This is a genomic window from Brevibacillus sp. FSL K6-2834 (assembly GCF_038592925.1).
Taxonomy (GTDB): Bacteria; Bacillota; Bacilli; order Brevibacillales; family Brevibacillaceae; genus Brevibacillus; species Brevibacillus borstelensis.
In genome coordinates this window covers 4811528-4829995 of record NZ_CP151945.1, presented here as the reverse complement: position 1 = coordinate 4829995, position 18468 = coordinate 4811528, and the positions used below count along the sequence as shown (strand labels likewise).

The 18468-nt window shown below is 55.8% G+C and carries 15 protein-coding genes; 13 read left to right on the top strand and 2 right to left on the bottom strand.

Annotated features, from left to right (window positions below; genetic code table 11):
• Positions 1-21 precede the first annotated feature (21 nt).
• From NST96_RS23555 to NST96_RS23500, 12 genes are all read left to right on the top strand, one after another.
• Positions 22-918: an ABC transporter permease gene (locus NST96_RS23555; RefSeq protein ID WP_122957818.1), complete on the top strand. Its 897-nt coding sequence runs from the start codon at positions 22-24 to the stop codon at positions 916-918.
• A 31-nt stretch (positions 919-949) separates the two neighbouring features.
• Positions 950-2542: an ABC transporter substrate-binding protein gene (locus tag NST96_RS23550; protein ID WP_024985243.1), complete on the top strand. Its 1593-nt coding sequence runs from the start codon at positions 950-952 to the stop codon at positions 2540-2542.
• A gap of 111 nt (positions 2543-2653) precedes the next feature.
• Positions 2654-3925 carry an ArgE/DapE family deacylase gene (locus tag NST96_RS23545; protein WP_003390051.1) on the top strand — a complete coding sequence of 424 codons (1272 nt, stop codon included), beginning with the start codon at positions 2654-2656 and terminating at the stop codon, positions 3923-3925.
• 15 nt (positions 3926-3940) lie between these two features.
• Positions 3941-4882 (top strand): DUF1177 domain-containing protein, encoded by a 942-nt coding sequence (locus NST96_RS23540; protein WP_003390049.1) that lies wholly within the window; start codon positions 3941-3943, stop codon positions 4880-4882.
• A gap of 19 nt (positions 4883-4901) precedes the next feature.
• Entirely contained in the window at positions 4902-5879 is a 978-nt protein-coding gene (locus tag NST96_RS23535; protein ID WP_024985245.1) for an ABC transporter ATP-binding protein, read from the top strand.
• Positions 5876-6844: a dipeptide ABC transporter ATP-binding protein gene (locus NST96_RS23530; RefSeq protein ID WP_024985246.1), complete on the top strand. Its 969-nt coding sequence runs from the start codon at positions 5876-5878 to the stop codon at positions 6842-6844. Before NST96_RS23535 ends, NST96_RS23530 begins: the two co-directional genes overlap by 4 nt.
• A gap of 71 nt (positions 6845-6915) precedes the next feature.
• Entirely contained in the window at positions 6916-8298 is a 1383-nt protein-coding gene (locus tag NST96_RS23525) for an amidohydrolase (RefSeq protein ID WP_342404839.1), read from the top strand.
• A 405-nt stretch (positions 8299-8703) separates the two neighbouring features.
• The gene (locus NST96_RS23520; protein ID WP_339166618.1) at positions 8704-10068 is read left to right on the top strand and encodes an amidase; all 1365 of its coding nucleotides are present in this window, start codon (positions 8704-8706) and stop codon (positions 10066-10068) included.
• A gap of 168 nt (positions 10069-10236) precedes the next feature.
• Positions 10237-10713 (top strand): hypothetical protein, encoded by a 477-nt coding sequence (locus tag NST96_RS23515; protein WP_003390042.1) that lies wholly within the window; start codon positions 10237-10239, stop codon positions 10711-10713.
• A 244-nt stretch (positions 10714-10957) separates the two neighbouring features.
• Positions 10958-12652: a methyl-accepting chemotaxis protein gene (locus NST96_RS23510; protein WP_003390041.1), complete on the top strand. Its 1695-nt coding sequence runs from the start codon at positions 10958-10960 to the stop codon at positions 12650-12652.
• Positions 12653-12830: 178 nt separating this feature from the next.
• Entirely contained in the window at positions 12831-12983 is a 153-nt protein-coding gene (locus NST96_RS23505; protein WP_243014149.1) for a hypothetical protein, read from the top strand.
• A gap of 4 nt (positions 12984-12987) precedes the next feature.
• Complete coding sequence (locus tag NST96_RS23500) at positions 12988-15057, top strand: methyl-accepting chemotaxis protein (protein WP_243014150.1); 2070 nt, start codon at positions 12988-12990, stop codon at positions 15055-15057.
• A 75-nt stretch (positions 15058-15132) separates the two neighbouring features.
• Here the strand turns inward: NST96_RS23500 and NST96_RS23495 are convergent, their stop codons facing one another.
• Entirely contained in the window at positions 15133-15432 is a 300-nt protein-coding gene (locus NST96_RS23495; protein ID WP_243014151.1) for a hypothetical protein, read from the bottom strand.
• Positions 15433-15584: 152 nt separating this feature from the next.
• Here NST96_RS23495 and NST96_RS23490 point away from each other — a divergent pair, with 152 nt between their 5' ends.
• Positions 15585-16595, top strand: a complete 1011-nt coding sequence (locus tag NST96_RS23490; protein WP_031931685.1) for an LLM class flavin-dependent oxidoreductase — start codon at positions 15585-15587, stop codon at positions 16593-16595.
• A gap of 203 nt (positions 16596-16798) precedes the next feature.
• Here the strand turns inward: NST96_RS23490 and NST96_RS23485 are convergent, their stop codons facing one another.
• Entirely contained in the window at positions 16799-18442 is a 1644-nt protein-coding gene (locus NST96_RS23485) for a formate--tetrahydrofolate ligase (RefSeq protein ID WP_322630247.1), read from the bottom strand.
• Between the last annotated feature and the right edge of the window lie 26 nt (positions 18443-18468).

The following is an 18468-nucleotide window of genomic DNA, read 5'->3' as shown; positions in this document are numbered from 1 at the left end:
TCGAAGCAAAGGGGGGATTTCATGAACAGCGCAACACAGAGTTCGCCCACAACCGTTGGGAGTGCAAAGATAATCAAACCGAGGTCGACTTTTCGGCTGCTGCTGCAAAACAGGCTGGCAGCGCTCGGACTATTTTTTATCGTGATGTGGACCGTAGCGGCACTCGTGGCGCCGCTGGTCGCACCGTACGCGCCGAATGCCCCGGATACGTCCATTAAATTGCAGGGGCCAAGCGCAGAGCATTGGTTCGGTACGGACAACTTCGGCCGCGACATTTTCAGCCGCGTTCTCTACGGCGCGCAAATTTCGATTTGGACAGGCCTGATCGCCGTGGGAATCTCCTTTTGCATCGGGGTTCCGCTGGGCGGGATCGCCGCTTACTACGGCGGGGTGACCGGAAACGTGATCATGCGGGTGATGGACACCTTGCTCGCCTTTCCGTCGCTCGTCCTCGCGATGGCGATTGCCGCTTCAATTGGTCCCGGACTGATCAGCGCGATGATCGCGGTCGGGATCGTCGGGATTCCCGAGTTTGCCCGGCTGATGTTCGGACAGACCGTCTCCCTTCGCGAAAAGGAATTCGTCGAAGCGTGCCGGGCTACCGGCGTAAAGGATTCGATCATCTTGTTTCGCCACATTTTCCCCAACGCGCTGGCGCCATTGCTCGTCCGAGCGACGCTCGGGATGGGCTTTGCGATCCTGACCGCAGCCAGTCTGAGCTTCCTCGGTCTCGGTGTAAAGCCGCCGATCTCCGAATGGGGCGCGATGATTTCGGAGGGGCGGGAGTACATCATTTCCGGCGAATGGTGGCTGGTTACCTTCCCGGGCTTGGCGATTGCCACATCGATTCTCGGTTTCAACCTGCTGGGAGACGGCCTGCGAGATGTCCTTGACCCGCGCCTTCGATCCAGCAGGTAACACATATACACAAAAGTAGGGGGAGATTCATGTGAAGAAACGCAAGTGGCTAGCTCTACTAACACTGTCAGCCATGCTCGTCGCTGCGGGCTGCAGTCCCAATGCCAACCAGAAGCCGGCCGAGGGGCAAAAACAGCCTGAACAGCAGCAGGCGCAGCCTCAGGCAGGCAAAGGCATTACCATCGCGTACTCCGAAGGCGGCACGACGATGGACCCTGCGCAGGCGAGCGATCTGACCTCCGATACGCTGATCGTGGCGACCTACGACCAGCTCGTCCAATTCGGAACCAAAGAGGTAGACGGCACGCAGGTCGCCGATACCGAAGTGGTCAAGCCGATGCTGGCAAAAGAATGGAAAGTGTCCGACGACAGGCTGACCTATACCTTTACGCTCCGTGATGACGCGAAGTTCCACAGCGGCAATCCGGTCAATGCAGAGGCCGTCGTCTTCTCGATGGATCACCTGAAAAACGGGGAGTCCAGTATCTTCAAAATGGCCAGCATCGAAAGCTTTACGGCCAAGGACGACAAGACTGTCGAGCTGAAGCTGAGCAAGCAAAATCCGTTGATTCTCCAATACCTGGCGCAATACAACTTCTCGATCATCGACCCGTCGGTGGTCAAAGAGAAGGGCGTCGACTACCTGAAGACAAACGCTGCGGGCTCCGGTCCGTTCAAGCTGGAAAAGTGGGACCCTGCTTCCGAAGCGGTTCTGGTCGCCAATCCCGACTACTGGCAAGGCGCACCAAAGGTAGACAAGGTCACGATGAAATTCACCAAGGAAGCGTCCAGCCGCGTCCTGCTTTTGGGCAAAGGCGACGTCGATCTGGCTATCGAAATTCCCGTCAAAGACGTGGAAAGCTTGAAGCAAAATGAAAACGTCACGATCCACTCCAACCCGAGCAACCGGATTCTGTATTTCGCCATGAACAACAAAGTAAAGCCGTTTGACAACCCGAAGGTCCGTCAGGCCATCTCCTACGCGATTCCGTATGACAAGCTGATCAACGACGTCATGTACGGCCAGGCCAAACAGCTGAAGAGTGCCGTTCCGAGCAACACGCCAGGCTCTACCGACGCCGGTTTTGTCTACACGCACGATCTGGTAAAAGCAAAGCAGCTGCTGAAGGAAGCGGGACTTGAGAACGGATTCTCGTTTGACTTCACGCTCGGCTCCGGGTTCCAGGATTGGGAAGATGACGCGGTGCTGATTCAGGCCGAGCTGGAAAAAATCGGTGTAAAAATGAACATCAAGAAAGTGGCTCGCGCGCAGTTCCTGCAAATGCAAAAAGAAAAGAATCTGACGGCGTTTCTGTCCAAGTGGACTTCGTTTGTAAACGACCCCGGCTATCACCTTGGCTTCCTGCTGTACGGCAAAGGCTCCTCCAACTACATCAACTACCAAAATCCGAAGGTGGACGAGCTGTGGGAGAAGGCGGATGTCGAGGCCGATCCGGTCAAGCGCTACGAAATGTACAAAGAGGCGCAGCAGCTCATCACGGCTGATGCACCGTGGGCGTACATGTACGAATACAACCGTGTAGTCGGAGTGAACAAAAACCTGAAAGGGTACGCGTTCTTCCCGGATGAAATCATCCGCTTCTACCCGCTCTCCAAAGAGTAGAGACAACAGCCCCCGGTTCGCACAACGGGGGCACTCACTTTCCGTACCTGGCAGTTTCCTTTCGCCGATGGGCCATCACATCTACTTATTGCCGTGAAAAGGGGTGCACCAATGACTGATTGGAATCGATTGGTTATCGAAGAAATTGACAAGCGACAAGACGAGCTGATTGAGCTTTGCTCCAGGCTGATTCAGTTTCCCAGCGAAAACCCGCCGGGAGATTCCCGGCCGATCAGCAAGTTCATCATCGACTATTTGAAGCAGGAAGGGATCGACACCGCGATCCACGAATCCGGGGAAACGATGTGGAACCTGATCTCCACCATCGGCAGCCCGTCGCCTGACCGCCATCTTTTGTATTGCGGCCACACGGATGTAGTGCCGGCTGGCGACCTCTCCCGGTGGGACGTACCCCCGTACAGCGGCCTGGTGAAGGACGGCTTTATTCACGGACGCGGCGCAACCGATATGAAGGGCGGTCTTGCCGGATTGATCTTCGTCACGGGCTTGTTTGCCCGGCTGGGCGTTCCGCTGGCGGGGAATTTGTCTCTCTTTATTGTCCCTGACGAGGAGACCGGCGGCGATCTCGGTGTGCCCTGGGTGCTCGATCGCGGTCTGATCGCGGGAACAGCAGCGGTGATCGCGGAGCCATCCCATCCGCAAAACCCGACCATCGGGCAAAAGGGCAGCTGCTGGTTTGAATTTACGGTTGAAGGCACCCCCGGTCACGGCAGTCTCGCTCCGCTCAACGGCGAGAGCGCCATCCTGAAGGCGGCCCGGGCGATCCAGGCCCTGCAAAAGCTGTGGGAGCTGAAGCCGGACATTCCGGCAGAGGTACAGGACATCATCAACATTTCCAAAGAGTTTGCACTCGTGCGCAATCCCGGCAAGGACGTCAGCGCCGTGCATGACCACGTGACGATCAACATCGGCACGATCAGCGGCGGGACGAAGGTAAATGTGGTGGCTGACCGCTGCACCGTGCAGGTGGATACGCGGGTGCCGTTTGGCCTCGACTATCGGGACGTGCTCGCCGAAGCGAAGCGGCTGCTCTTGGAAGAGGGAATCGATGTGGAGCTGAAGCCGTTTGGATTCCAGGGCAACGCCAACTGGACATCGGATTCCGAAGACATCGTCCGCCTGCTGGTGGAAAGCATTACGGACGTGAGCCAAAAGGAAGCGTACGGCGTGCTGCAATGGGCGTCAAGCGACGCTCGCCACTTCAGAAAGCACGGAATTCCGGTGCTGCAATACGGTCCTTCCGAGCTTGCTGGCATCCACTCGTTCAACGAGCGCGTGCCGGTCGATCAAGTGATCCAGGCGGCAAAGGTATACGCGCTGACCGCCTTGAAATATCTCGGCACCACAAATGCCAACAAGTAAAAGGAGGGTACTGCCTTGTTAAAACAAGTATTGGAAGTAGTAGATTTGCTCGATGACGCGACAGTAAACGGAAAAAAGGTGGAGGCGTACTTGCAAGGCAAGGGAGCGGCAGCGATTCACGTCGAAACGGTTTCTTCCCCGAAAGGCTCCACCGACTTCATTCAGATCAAAATCCCGGGGAAGACCGGACGGACAAACGGCGGACAAAGTCCCACTCTCGGAATCATCGGCCGTCTCGGCGGCATCGGTGCCCGGCCTGAACAAATCGGCTTCGTATCCGATGGCGACGGTGCGGCTGCAGCCATCGCCGCTGCCGCCAAGCTGATCGAAATGCAGGCAAAGGGCGACACCTTGGACGGGGATGTCATCATCGCCACCCACATTTGCCCCGATGCGCCGACAAGACCGCATGATCCCGTTCCGTTTATGGATTCGCCGACAGACATTTTGACCATGAACAAGTACGAGGTATCGCCGGAAATGGAGGCGATTCTCTCCATTGATACGACGAAAGGTAACCGCGTCATCAACCACAAAGGCATCGCCATTTCTCCGACCGTGCGCGAGGGGTATGTACTGCGGATCAGCGAGGATCTGGTTGAAATTCTTCAGACCGTAACCGGGCAGCCAGCCGTCACCTTTGCTGTCACGACGCAGGACATTACTCCGTACGGCAACGGCCTGTACCACATCAACAGCATTTTGCAGCCAGCCGTGGCCACCTCGGCTCCTGTGGTCGGCGTAGCCGTCACGGCAGCTTCGACAGTTCCCGGCTGCGCGACAGGCGCTTCGCACGAGGTCGACATCGCGCTTGCGGCCCGTTTCGCCGTTGAGACGGCCAAGCAGTACGGCAGGGGCAAATGCTCGTTCCACTCCGAGGAGGAGTTCGCCCGCATCCAGGAGCTGTACGGCTCGATGAAGCACCTGCAAACACTGGGCGGCGTTTCAAAGAATTAGGAAAGAGAGGCGACTCGTTATGCAACCACTGCTTTCGATCACCGGCTTACAAACAGAATTTGTGACCCATGCGGGCGTGGTTCGGGCGGTGGACGGGGTCGATCTGGTCTTGCACAAAGGCGAAACGCTGGGCGTCGTGGGCGAATCCGGCTGCGGAAAAAGCGTGACATCGCTGTCGATCATCGGGCTTTTGCCCAAAGGACAAAGCCGCATCGCCTCGGGGGACATCCGGTTTGAAGGAAAGAGCCTGCCGTCCCTCTCGGATGCGGAAATGCGCAAGATTCGCGGGAACCGGCTGGCGATGATTTTTCAGGAGCCGATGACCTCGCTCAATCCCGTGTTCAAGATCGGACACCAAATCTCGGAGGCAGTCCGCTTCCACCTGAAGCTCGGAAAAAAGGCGGCATGGGAGCATTCGATCGAGATGCTGAGAAAAGTGGGGATTCCCCGTCCGGAGCAGATCGCGGACGAATATCCGCACCAGCTCTCCGGCGGAATGAGGCAGCGCGTCATGATCGCGATGGCGATGGCCTGCAATCCGCAGCTGCTGATCGCCGACGAACCGACGACGGCTCTCGACGTGACGATCCAGGCGCAAATTCTCGATCTGATGCGGGATTTGCAAAAGACAGAAGGGACAGCGATCCTGATGATTACGCACGATCTCGGTGTCGTGGCCGAAATGTGCGACCGTGTCGTCGTCATGTACGCGGGACAGGTCGTCGAGGAGACGGATGTAAAGACGCTGTTTCGCGACCCCAAGCATCCGTACACCAAAGGGCTGATGGCGTCCTTGCCGCAGCTTGCGGGCGATCAGACGCGCCTGCAGTCGATCCCGGGGAACGTGCCCAATCCGCTGGAAATGCCGCCGGGCTGCCGGTTTGCCCCGCGGTGCTCGTTCCGGATCGACGCTTGCGACCGCGTCAAACCGGAGCTGCTGGAAGTAGAGGCCGGGCATAAATGCCGTTGCCTGTTGTATGAGGAGGTGGAAGCGTGAAGCCGCTGCTGGAAGTAAAGGATCTAAAAAAGCACTACCCGATCAAAAAAGGTCTGTTTGGCAAGCAGGTAGGCGCAGTCAAAGCGGTGGACGGCGTTTCCTTCTCCATCCAGCCGGGAGAGACGCTCGGGATCGTGGGCGAATCGGGCTGCGGAAAATCGACGACAGGCCGGACGATTCTTCGTCTGATCGAGCCGACTGCGGGTGAAGTGCTGTTTGACGGCCAGGACATTCGCAAGCTGCCGCCAGACGAGATGCGGAAATTCCGCACCAACATGCAGATCGTGTTTCAAGACCCGTACGCCTCGCTGGACCCGCGGTGGACGGTTCAGCGGACGCTGGAAGAGCCGCTCCGCACCCACCTGAAGCTGTCCGAGGCGGAGATCAAGGACCGGATCGCCGAGCTGATGAGCGTAGTAGGCCTGGCCCCGTATCATGCGAGCCGTTTCCCCCACGAGTTCTCGGGCGGACAGCGGCAGCGGATCGGGATCGCCCGGGCACTCGCGCTCCGGCCCAAATTCGTGGTCTGCGACGAGCCGGTATCGGCGCTCGACGTGTCCATCCAGGCCCAAGTGCTCAACCTGATGCAGGACTTGCAAAGCCAGTTTTCGCTGACATATATGTTTATTTCCCACGATTTGTCTGTGGTGAAGTTCATCTGCGACCGGGTAGGCGTCATGTACCTGGGCAGAATGGTGGAAATGGCGCCGACGGCCGAGATGTTCGCCGAGCCGCTGCATCCGTATACGAAAGCGCTGATGTCTGCTGTCCCGGTCCCTGACCCGGAGGCGGCACGGGAGAGAATCGTGCTCACAGGCGACGTGCCCAATCCGCAATCGCCGCCGACCGGCTGCACCTTCCATACGCGCTGTCCATACGTTATGGACAGCTGCCGCCAGGCTGTGCCGGAATGGCGCGAGGTGTCGCCCGGACGTCACGTCGCCTGCCATCTGTTCGAGCAGTAACAACATTTTCATCTCAAAAGGCAGCCGTCATCTCTCTGGAGAGGCCGCTGCCTTTTTCGCAGGCAAGCATCATGATCAGAAAAGAGGAGACGCACATGAATCAGCAGATGAAACAGTTGGTGGAGAGCCTGACCCCGGAATGGACGGCGTGGCGGCGTGATTTTCACAAGTACGCCGAATCCGGCTGGGTGGAATTCCGCACGGCCTCCAAGGTGGCCGCCAAGCTGAAGGAATGGGGCTATGAGGTCCGGGCGGGTAAGGAAGTGGTCCGTGATGAAGCGCGGATGGGCGTCCCGTCAGCGGCGTTTTTGGCGCAGCAGGAAAAACGGGCAGTAGAGCAAGGGGCGGAACAAGAGTGGCTGCCCTATTTTTCCGGCGGCTTTACAGGAGTCGTCGGCATTCTCGATACGGGGCGCCCGGGTCCGACGGTCGGCTTTCGCGTTGACATGGATGCGCTGGACATTCAGGAGTCGGAGGAGGCGGATCATCTCCCGGCCGCAAACGGCTACGTCTCGGTCAATCCCGGCATGATGCACGCCTGCGGCCACGACGCCCACACCACCATCGGTCTTGGCCTCGCTCAAGTACTGATGGCGATGAAGGAAGAGCTGAACGGACGGATCAAAATTGTCTTCCAGCCAGCCGAGGAAGGGGTGCGCGGAGCCAAGGCAATGGTCGAGGCGGGCGTGTTGGACGACGTCGACTTTTTCTTTTCCGGCCATATCGGCAGCGGCGTGCCATTGGGTGAGATCGTCTGCGGAGCGAGAGGCTATTTGGCGACGACCAAGCTCGATGTCACCTACAAAGGGTATTCCTCCCACGCCGGCGGCCATCCCGAGGACGGAAAAAACGCGCTGCTCGCGGCAGCTTCGGCGGCTCTCAATATGCACAGCATTTCCCGGCATTCGCAGGGCTCGTCCCGGATCAATGTGGGCGTCCTGCAGGCGGGAAGCGGGAGAAACGTCGTGCCCGGCTCGGCTTTCCTCAAGGTGGAGACGCGCGGGGCTACCTCCGAGATCAATGAATACATGCTGGAAAGGGCAGTGCAAATCATCAGAGGAGCCGCTGCGATGCACGACGTCCAGGAAAGCATCGAGGTCGTCGGGATGGCCAACAGCTGCGACTCCAGCAGCGAGCTGATCCCGTTTATCCGCTCGCAGGCGGAAAAGCTGGCGGAGGTGCACACCGTACACGACTTCGTCGTAGCGGGCGGCTCCGAGGATGCCACCTACATGCTTCAAAGGGTGCAGGACAACGGCGGCCTCGCTTCCTACCTGGTGATCGGGACGACTCTCGCGGCGGGGCATCACAATGAAAAATTCGACATCGACGAGCGCGTGATGGCGATCGCGATTCAGACGTACGCCCTGTGTGCCTTGCATGCCGGAGAGCTGGAAGCATTGGGAAGAGGAAAGAGCGGGAGCCAAGGGCAGGACGGAAAGATCACGGAGTGACAGAAGAAGCAAAAAAAGTGATAGAAAGGGAAAAAGGACAGGAACAAAGAGCACAGAGCGGATAAGATGAGAAAGGTACTAATAGAAGACAGGTCGTAACGGAGAAGACAAAACGCCTGGTTTTTCATGGCGCACAAGCAAAGACAGGACAGCGGATGCAAGAAAAGGGCGGGTCTCCTATGGGGACCGGCCCTTTTGTTCAAGCTGAGAATAAATTCAGCCCGACAGCAGATACGAGGATGAGCCCAAAGGGATGCCGGTTTCGCTCTACGCGAATGGCATGGACCAAATATTCTGAAAGGTATATGATGAAAGTCAAAGAACTATGCTGCGTGATGCTTGTGTCTCTTCTAGAGGCATTTTCGAGGCCAAGCCGGCATGAAGAAGGAGTGGAGGGGTACTTACATGGATGTTTTTGCACTATCAGAAGCTGTTCGCGAGAGAAAGGTTTCGCCAGTCGAACTGGTCGCGCAAACGCTGGCAGCGATCGAATCGAAAAACGATCAGTTGAATGCGTATATCACGATCTGCGCCGAGGATGCGCGGAAGGAAGCGGCTCAGGCTGAAGCCGACATTATGCGCGGCGAGTGGCGGGGCATGTGGCACGGGATTCCTGTCGCGGTCAAAGACATGATTCTCACCGCTGGGGTGAGGACGACATTGGGCTCCAAAGTGTTCGAGCGGTTCGTCCCGGAACAGGACGCAACGGTCGTGAGGAAATGGAAGGAAGCGGGGGCCATTGTGCTCGGAAAGACGAACACCCATGAATTCGCCTATGGCCCGACCGGCGACAAATCCCATTTCGGTCCGTCCCGCAATCCCCACAATCCGCAGAAAATTACCGGCGGGTCCAGCAGCGGGTCCGGGGCTGCTGTAGCCGCCAATCTCGCCTATGCTGCACTCGGAACAGATACGGGCGGTTCGGTGCGGATACCGGCTGCCGCATGCGGCATCGTAGGGATGAAACCGACATTTGGCCTTGTCAGCAAGTACGGCGCGTTTGATCTGGGCTACACCCTTGACCACGTAGGGCCGATGACACAAAGCGTCAGGGATAACGCCGGCCTGCTGAACCTTTTGGCAGGCTACGATCACAACGACCCGTATTCGCTCTCCTGGCCTGAGGAGGACTACGCCCTTTTGCTCGGCACAGCGATCCGGGGAAAGGTCATCGGAGTTCCGCGCTGGTATTATCAGCATGTGGAAGGGGAAATCGTACAGGCGCTTCAGCAGGTGATGGAAGTCTACCGGGCACTCGGAGCAGAGGTGCGGGAGGTTGAGCTGTCGATGATGGATGAGCTGGTCGAAGCACAGCGCATTACGGTCCAGGCCGAAGCCTCGGCTGTTCACGAGAAAACCTTGCGGGATTACGCAGCCGATCTGGATCAGGAGGTGTGCGAGCGCCTGTTGGACAGCAAGGAAGTGCGCGGCTATCAGTACGTGCAGGTACAGCAGCGGCGCGGGAGGCTCACGGCGAGCTACAACGAGGTGTTTGCCGGCGTTGACGTCCTGCTGACGCCGACACTGCCGATTCTGCCGACAGACATTGGTCAGCGAACAGTGATGATCGGCGATTATCAGGATGGTGTCCGTCCGGCACTGCTGCGGCTTACAGCCCCGACCAATTTTACGGGCAACCCAAGCTTGTCTGTGCCATGCGGATTTTCAAAGGATGGCTTGCCTATCGGGTTTCAACTGATCGGAAAGCACGGAGAGGAAGCAAAGCTCTACCAGTTTGGATACGCCTACGAACAAGAGACGCGTTCGTGATGTCGCAGGCTGTCGGACAGCAGGAGGCTATTCAGGTACAAATGTCTTCATGTCCGCCAGAGAATTCGGCCCATTACGAAAACATGGGGAACACGGAAAATCCGGGTAGCGCAGGAGATCCTCTGGACTCGTTCAAGCCCGTGAACGCAGCAAACTTGGCTGAAGGCATTGGCCCCGGAATATTTCGTCCGGTACACGATGGAGCCGGAATCCGTCTGGGCGCTCGATGAAAAGGGACGCGTGCATGAAATCATCGTAAACCGGGTGCCGCCCTATGCGGCAAAGCTGGAACGGATCGAAGCGAGGGCGGGTGACGCAAAGGAGGACGATGTGCTGGCCATCAGCGGCAGGCTGCGGATTACTCGCGATCGACACATCTTCGAGCATGATTGGAAGCCGTTTGAGCGTGAGGCCATCCGCGATCAGGCACGAATCATATCCTCCACCTATGATTACGCGATTGAAGGCCCCGGCTCCCACTATCACTTGCTGGTGACGGCCAATGACAAGCTCGTCGTTATCGGCTACAATCCGTTCGGCCACCGTTCCGCAAAGCCGGATAGAGTGGTTGTGCAGCAAGCAGGAGCAAAAGGCCCGAAGCAGATTGCCGGAGGGGCAGTCTGTATTTCAGCAATGGCCCGTTAGACGGACACTGTAAAAAGTGACGTTCTGGCGGGCCAATTTTGGTTGGCTTGATACAATCCAAGAGGGACTTGGAAATTTTTTGCTTTTTGGAAAAATGATTGACCGAATTGTCACTGGAATATCGTACAATGATTACTTTAGAGAAAAAACCAGGACGATATGCATAGGTTGAATGCCCTTAAAAATGAAACGGTTTGACAAGCAGTCGGGCATTTGAACCTAAAATGACAACGGGGTGTGAAGTGTGAGAACAACCATTGGAACCAAATTGATTGCGGGATTTGTAAGTGTTGCCTTGCTTTTGGCGGTGACTGCCGGTGTCGCCTATTACTATTTCGACAAGGTGAATGATTCGTATTCGGATTTGGTAGGCAGACGGGCGGTCATTTTGAGCAGTGCCTTAAAAATACAGGTGCTGACAATCAAACAGTCAAATAGCCTGAGGGGATATTTGATGACGGCTGATAGTCAATTTTTAAACAGCCTGCAGGCCGATGACGAGCAATTGCGCGGGATTATTAGGGAGACGGAATCCCTGATTCATCGCCAGGAAGATAAAGAGACAGTGGATACATTTATGCGGCTCTATGACCAATACCAGAAGGAGGCCCAAGAGCTTCTGCAAATGGTCAAGCAAAAAGAAGACGGGTCGAAGCTGATGGAATCGTACATGAAGGAAATTTTGCCTTTGGCAAGCCAACTGGAACCGACGATTGAGCAGATCGTCACCGGACAGCAGGAGCTGATGGCCGAAGGGAGCTTGGTCAATCAGAGGACTGTTTCCGGGGCTACGGCGAGTCTTGTCGGTTTTAGTGCAGGGGCTTTGATCCTCTCTATTTTGATCGGCTATCTGATCTCCCGGCTCATTTCCAAACCGATCAGACAGATCGCTGCGCTTGCCGAGCAGGTCGCGACAGGGGATTTGACACGTGAGGACCTTCACGTCAAAAACAGAGACGAGATCGGGGATTTGGCGCATTCGTTCAACCGGATGGCGGGAAATCTGCGCGATCTGATTCGGCAAATCAATGTGAGCGCAGAGGGCGTAGCGGCTTCGTCCGAAGAGCTGTCAGCCAGTGCCGAGCAGACCAGCCGGGCGTCCGAGGCGATCAGTTGCGGCATCCAGGAAGTGGTCGTCACGGCGGAGAAACAGGCCAGAAGTGTGGAGGAAAGCGTAGCGGCCATGGATCAGATGGCGATGGGCATTCAGCACATTGCGGACCAGACCGAAGCCACCTCGTCTCTGTCCGTTCAGGCGGCGCAAAAGTCGGAGGAAGGAAATCGAACGATTCAGCGAGCGGTCAAGCAAATGGATTCTCTGGATGCAACGATCGGGCATCTGGCCAAAGCCGTACAGGAAATGGATGCTCACTCCATGCAGGTAGGAAAAATTGTCGGGGTCATCTCGGAAATTGCTGCCCAAACCAATCTGTTGGCGCTAAATGCAGCGATCGAGGCGGCGAGAGCGGGAGAGCATGGACGCGGTTTTGCCGTCGTGGCGGACGAGGTTCGCAAGCTTGCCGAGGAATCGGCTCGATCCGCAGACCAGATCACCGGCTTGATTGGAAGCATGCAGCAAAACACAAAGCAAACCGTGGAAAAAATGCAGCAAGGGATTACAGAGGTGGAAGAAGGCATCCAAACCGTAAATATGGCAGGCGACCAGTTCGGTGAAATTAAACAATTTATAGAACAAGTGACTGAACGGATTCAGGCAATTTCCGCGGCGATCAAGCAAATCTCTGCCAGCAGCGAACATGTCACACAAACTGCGCACATGATTGGAGAGGGGGCGAAAACAGTAGCGGCCAGTTCGCAAACGGTTTCTGGCGCATCCGAAGAACAGCTCGCCGGTGTGGAGGAGGTATCCTCTTCGGCAGCTTCGCTGGCAAAAATGGCAGAAGAGCTCCGTTGCCTTGTCGCTTCCTTTCGGGTATAACCACCTCGCATGGAAATGATCGGAAATTCGTATTTGTCTTTTTTGTATGACTCAAGTATTATAATAAACATGAAAATACATCCAGCAAAATTCAAATATACTAAAAAACGGGCCAATTGAATGATTTTGCAAAGGATTATGATCCTGGTCCTTTCTTCATAAAAAGGTTCATCCAAAGATGGATAAGCCTTTTTTCTTTGCCCGGCAAAGCGGCAATCGCTCGGCAGAGCCGACGATCCTGCCTGTAAGAGGCGTTTACATAGAGAGAAAAAGGCGGGCGCTGCAAGCAAAATCGCCGGAGCCACCCGCTTTCGGACAGTGGAGGATGTAGAGACATGCTGCGAAACATATCGTATCGAAACAAAGTGGTGCTGGCCATTCTTTGTTTTAGTCTGATCAGTACGCTGGCAATATCGTTTTTCGACAACAGGCAGTTGGAGCAAACGATTGTCGGAGAACGAAACACGCAATTGAAGCTGGTGGAAGAGAGCGTGCTGAATTCGATCAAGGCAGTCGATGTGGCCTATCAGGTGTTTGACGTGGAAATTGAGGAAGAGATGAGAAAAAACATGGCGGAGTTGATGGAGGAATACAGCAGGAACCCCGATTTCTCGGCATGGAACTTCGCGGGCTACAAGCAGAGGTTTGACGGAATGGACATTTTCGTGCTCGACCGAAGCTTGAAAATCCTGTACTCCAGCAACACGGGGGATATCGGTCTTGATTTTGGCAATGCCGGAGCGTTTGCCGAGCTGTTAAAAACAAGGATCGACGGAAAGGATTTTGTCGCAGACGGCATGGAGGTGTCCGTCAATACCGGGTCGATCAACAAATTCGCTTATATGCCTACCCCTGATCACAAATATTTGCTTGAGCTGGGGATGAATGTGCAAGGAACGCCCCTATTTCAAAAGTTCAATTTCCTGGACGTATCAAACAGACTGATTACACGCTATGCCTCCATTGATGACATTACGGTTTTCAGTCATGACGGCTATGCTTTGGGCAAGACGGATGCAGAAGGAAAGTCGCTTCGGGTCAGTCCTGAGCTCGAGTCCATTTTCAGCGAATCGTACCAGACCCAGACCGTGAAGGAAGCGACTCTTGATCAAGAGGGGAAATCTGTCACGTACCGGTTTGTTCCGTATAAATTGGACGAACAGTCGAATGATCTGAGCCGCTCGCGGATGATTCAAATCGTCTACAATCATGATGAAGTCGACCAGGCGGTAGCCGCCAACCGGTCAAAATTCATGCTTCAGCTATTGGTCATCGTCATCGGATCGATCCTGATCGCCTACTTGGTTGGCCGGATCATCTCCCATCCGGTCCGGATGATGTCCGCGCTGATCGAAAGGACAGCCGCCTTCGACCTTACAGAGCAGCACGGATATGAAAAGTTCATGACCTCGCAGGACGAGCTGGGACGTGTGTTCCATGCCATCGTGAAGATGCGGGCTGAACTGCGTCAAATGGCAGAAGGCTTGGTGAGCGTAACAGAGTCCATCGTGGAGAAGGCAAGCGCCGTGCAAAACGTCAGTGACGATGTCAGCAGCCGTTCCGTCCAAACCTCGCTGGCAACGAAAGAGATGTCCAGCCGGATGCAGGAGACAGCCGCGATCTCGCAGGAAATCGACGCTACCTTGACGGAAGTAAGCGATGTGATTCAGTCTGTTTCACAGAAAGCCAACAAGTCCGTTCACGTTGCCCAAAATGTCAGCGAGCGGGCAGGTCATTTGAAGGAGACAGCCGTCGCTTCCAGACAAAGCGCCAATCTTATCTACAGCGAAGTAAAAGCGCAGGCGGAAGTCGCCATAGAGCAGTCGACCAAATCCGTGGACCACATCCACGTACTGGTAGATGCCATTCACAGTATCGCTTCCCAGACCAATTTGCTTGCATTGAATGCAGCGATTGAAGCGGCGCGCGCAGGGGAGAGCGGAAAAGGCTTCTCGGTCGTCGCCGAAGAGGTTCGCAAGCTCTCCTCCGAATCGGCCAAGGTGGTTACCGATATTCAGCAGATCATCGGTACTGTGAAGGAGTCCGTACACAATCTGTCTGCCAGTCTGACCCGGCTGCTTGATTTTGTGGATCGAAATGTCAGAGAGAGCCTGGACGAGCTGATGGAAACCTCGGATACGTATAACGAGGATGCCCTTCATTTTCAGACGCTCCTGAGTGAATTCAACCGCACCTTTGAGGATTTGGCCGCATCGATCAAAAGCACCGCGGAGGCAACGGGAAGAGTAAACCAGACGATCCAGGAAAACTCACAGGACATCGAGACGATTGTTCATCTCTCCGAAACGATTGCCCAGGAGAACAGCAAGCTCACAGAGTATTCCAAGGGAAGCTTGAAGAACGTTCAGGAATTGAATCGAATGACCAGCCACTTTACCTTGTAAAGGAAGAGAGAGCCTCCCGTTGTCTGGGAGGCTCTGCCTATCTTCAAACAGTATGTTCGCGCACTGGCCGAGTTTTTATTTTTGGCGTTTCTCGATTTCTTCGTTTACGACAAAAGCGAGGTCGTCGTTGCCAAAAAGCGAGAGAACACCCAGCAGGGGCGCATCCGGGATTTCTTCGGATTCTTCTTTTGGGACGGTGATTTCTGTCATTTGACGCAGCAGCGGATTTTCTGCCTGCCCGGGATATGCGCGGCGGTAAAGCTCATGGGCATCCAGACCGTGATTGACACACCACTGGGCAAAAACCAGAATCATCATGCCCTCGTCACGCTGGTAATTTTCAATGATTTGCTCTTCTACTTTCTTTGAATTCATCGGAAGTCTCCTTTGGTACAGGCAGTTTGTTCACACTGACAACTGTTTCATGCGGATGAACGGATACGTGTTTTTATTGTAGAAAAAGAGTGCGGGATTCTGCAAGGGTGTATACTTGTACATAATAAGGAAGCAAAAAAGGAGGGGGACCAGTGATACGATTAAGCGCTTTGGATCAATCGCCAATCGCGGAAGGCAGCACGGCTGTGGAGGCGTTGGCGCAAACGACACGGCTGGCACAGGAGCTGGATAAACTGGGCTATCATCGACTCTGGGTATCGGAGCACCACTTCAGCAACAGTCTCGCCGGTTCCAGCCCGGAGGTTTTGATCGCCCACCTGGCTGCACATACAAAGCGCCTGCGGGTAGGCTCGGGCGGGGTGATGCTCCCGCACTACAGCGCCTACAAGGTCGCGGAAAACTTTCGCGTGTTGGAAGGGCTGCATCCGAATCGGATCGATCTGGGGGTAGGGAGAGCGCCGGGGGGCATGCCGCTCGCTACAAGAGCGCTGCAGGAAGGAAAGGCTCCGGGGTTGGACCAGTATCCCGATCTGCTGGACGATTTGATCGGCTATTTGCACGACGCGCTCGATCCTCGCCATCCGTTTGCAGGGCTTCGCGCTACGCCTTACATAGAGACGGCGCCAGAAGTGTGGCTGCTCGGCTCGAGCAGTGAGAGCGCCCGGCTGGCAGCGGAGAGAGGGGCTTCTTTTGCGTTTGCCCACTTTATCAACGGGGAGGGAGGCGAAGCAGCGATGAGCTGGTATCGCCGCCGCTTCCGTCCGTCTCTGTTGGGGGATGCCCCGCAGTCGATAGTCGCGGTCTTTGTGATCTGTGCCGACACGGCTGAGGAGGCGTCAGAGGTGGCATCGAGCCTTGATTTGACCCTGCTGCTGCTGGAAAAAGGCGGAGCGGCCCAAGGAGTTCCTTCCGTCGAAACCGCCAGACAGTATCCGTACACGGAGTTTGACCGGCAGCGAATCCTGGCCAATCGCAGCAGGATGATCGTCGGAAATCCCGCACAGGTAAAGGCAAGAATCCTGGAGATGAGCAAAGCCTACGAAACAACGGAATTCATGATCGTGACCATCACTCATGATTTTGAGGCCAAGCTAAGGTCCTACAGACTGCTGGCAGAGGCGTTTTCGGGGCAGGAAAACTAGCTCGTCCTCTCGGCGGCTGCAGGTGCATCGTTCATAGGCTTCGTATTCTGCTTGATTTGGCCCTATTCAAGATGAAAAAGAGGTGCAGGGAGCCAGTTCCCCCGCACCTTTTTTATGCTTCCCGAGCCATTGGTGATGCCGCCGTTTCCGGAGCAGCGGCTGCGGTTTTGCCTTGTCTTTCACATGGTTCTGGCGGCTTTGCATTAAGCCAATCCGAGGATCTGCCCGCCTTCGCCGATGGCAACAGATTCCGCCGCCGGCACTTTGGGCAATCCCGGCATGGTGACGAGACTGCCGGTCAACACGACGAGGAAGCCGGCACCTGCAGATATTCTGATCTCACTTACATGTATCGTGAAATCGGAAGGAGCGCCCAACTGGTCAGGCTGATCGGAGAACGAGTAGGGCGTTTTTGCCATGCATACCGGGAAGTGCGTAAGCCCCATCTCTTCCGCCTTGCGCAGCGTCTGTGCAGCCGCTTTGGAGAAAATCACTCCGGAGCCGCGGTACAGCTTCTTCACGATGGTCTCGATCTTTTCGCGAACCGGCAGCTGGTCATCGTACAAATAGTCAAATGAAGAAGGCGAATCCGCTGCTGCCACTACCTTCGCAGCGAGGTCCAGTCCGCCTTCGCTGCCCTTTGCCCACACCTGGGAGAGCGCCACTTCTGCGCCAAGCTCCTCACACATGGAAATGACCAGATTGTGCTCCGCTTCCGTGTCTGTGGCGAAGCTGTTGAGCGCGACGACAACAGGAATGCCAAACGACCGCAAATTCTCGATGTGCCGCCGGACGTTGGCAAAGCCGGCACGGAGGGCGTCCAGATTTTCCTCGTGCAACTGGGCTACAGGGATGCCGCCGTTGTATTTAATCGCCCGAGCTGTGATGACGAGGACGGCGGCGGAAGGGGTGAGGCCCGCTTTCCGGCATTTGATATCGAAAAATTTCTCCGCGCCCAGATCGGCTCCAAACCCGGCTTCCGTCACGACGAAATCAGCCAGCTTCAAAGCCAGGCGGGTGCCGATGACGCTGCTGCAGCCGTGGGCGATGTTGGCAAACGGACCGCCGTGCACGATCACCGGTGTGCCTTCCGTCGTCTGGACGAGATTGGGCTTGAGCGCATCCTTCAGAAGCACGCACATGGCGTCTACCGCCTTGATGTCCGCTGGCGTAACCGGCTTGTCATCGAGATCGTAGCCGATAATGATCTTGCCGAGCCGTTCGCGCAGATCGTCCATATTTTCGCTCAGGCAGAGGATGGCCATGATCTCCGAGGCGGTCGTAATCATAAAGCCGTCTTCTCTTGTTTGCCCGTTTCCGTCCCCGAGTCCGATCACGATGCTGCGCAGGGAACGGTCGTTCATATCCATGGCCCGTTTCCAGACGATCTTTTTCGGATTCAGCCTTAGTTTATTTCCGTGGTAAATATGATTGTCTATCATTGCAGCGAGCAGGTTGTGGGCAGATGTGATCGCATGAATGTCCCCGGTAAAATGCAGGTTGATTTCATCCGCGGGCAATATTTGCGCGTTTCCGCTGCCCGTAGCTCCGCCTTTCATCCCCAGGCAGGGGCCAAGCGACGGTTCGCGCAGCGCTGCAATCGTTCTTTTCCCGAGCTTGTTGAGGGCTTGGGAAAGTCCGATGGTGGTCAGTGTCTTTCCGGCGCCTGCCGGGTTGGGGTTCATCGCGGTTACCAGAATCAGTTTGCCGTCAGGACGATCCTTTACCTTTTCCCAAATATCCGGGGACAGCTTTGCTTTGTACTTTCCATAAAACTCCAGGTCCTCTTCCGTAATGTCTACGAGCTTAGCAATGTCGGCGATAGGTTTCATGGACGATGCCTCCATACAGCTTATTTACGAACATGATCTAA

What these genes read in the sequence shown, in the direction of transcription:
- NST96_RS23555 (WP_122957818.1), top strand. Translation starts at nt 22, where the DNA reads ATGAACAGCGCAACACAGAGTTCGCCCACAACCGTTGGGAGTGCAAAG.
- NST96_RS23545 (WP_003390051.1), top strand. Translation starts at nt 2,654, where the DNA reads ATGACTGATTGGAATCGATTGGTTATCGAAGAAATTGACAAGCGACAA.
- NST96_RS23535 (WP_024985245.1), top strand. Translation starts at nt 4,902, where the DNA reads ATGCAACCACTGCTTTCGATCACCGGCTTACAAACAGAATTTGTGACC.
- NST96_RS23525 (WP_342404839.1), top strand. Translation starts at nt 6,916, where the DNA reads ATGATCAGAAAAGAGGAGACGCACATGAATCAGCAGATGAAACAGTTG.
- NST96_RS23520 (WP_339166618.1), top strand. Translation starts at nt 8,704, where the DNA reads ATGGATGTTTTTGCACTATCAGAAGCTGTTCGCGAGAGAAAGGTTTCG.
- NST96_RS23505 (WP_243014149.1), top strand. Translation starts at nt 12,831, where the DNA reads ATGGATAAGCCTTTTTTCTTTGCCCGGCAAAGCGGCAATCGCTCGGCA.
- NST96_RS23500 (WP_243014150.1), top strand. Translation starts at nt 12,988, where the DNA reads ATGCTGCGAAACATATCGTATCGAAACAAAGTGGTGCTGGCCATTCTT.
- NST96_RS23495 (WP_243014151.1), bottom strand. Translation starts at nt 15,432, where the DNA reads ATGAATTCAAAGAAAGTAGAAGAGCAAATCATTGAAAATTACCAGCGT.
- NST96_RS23485 (WP_322630247.1), bottom strand. Translation starts at nt 18,442, where the DNA reads ATGGAGGCATCGTCCATGAAACCTATCGCCGACATTGCTAAGCTCGTA.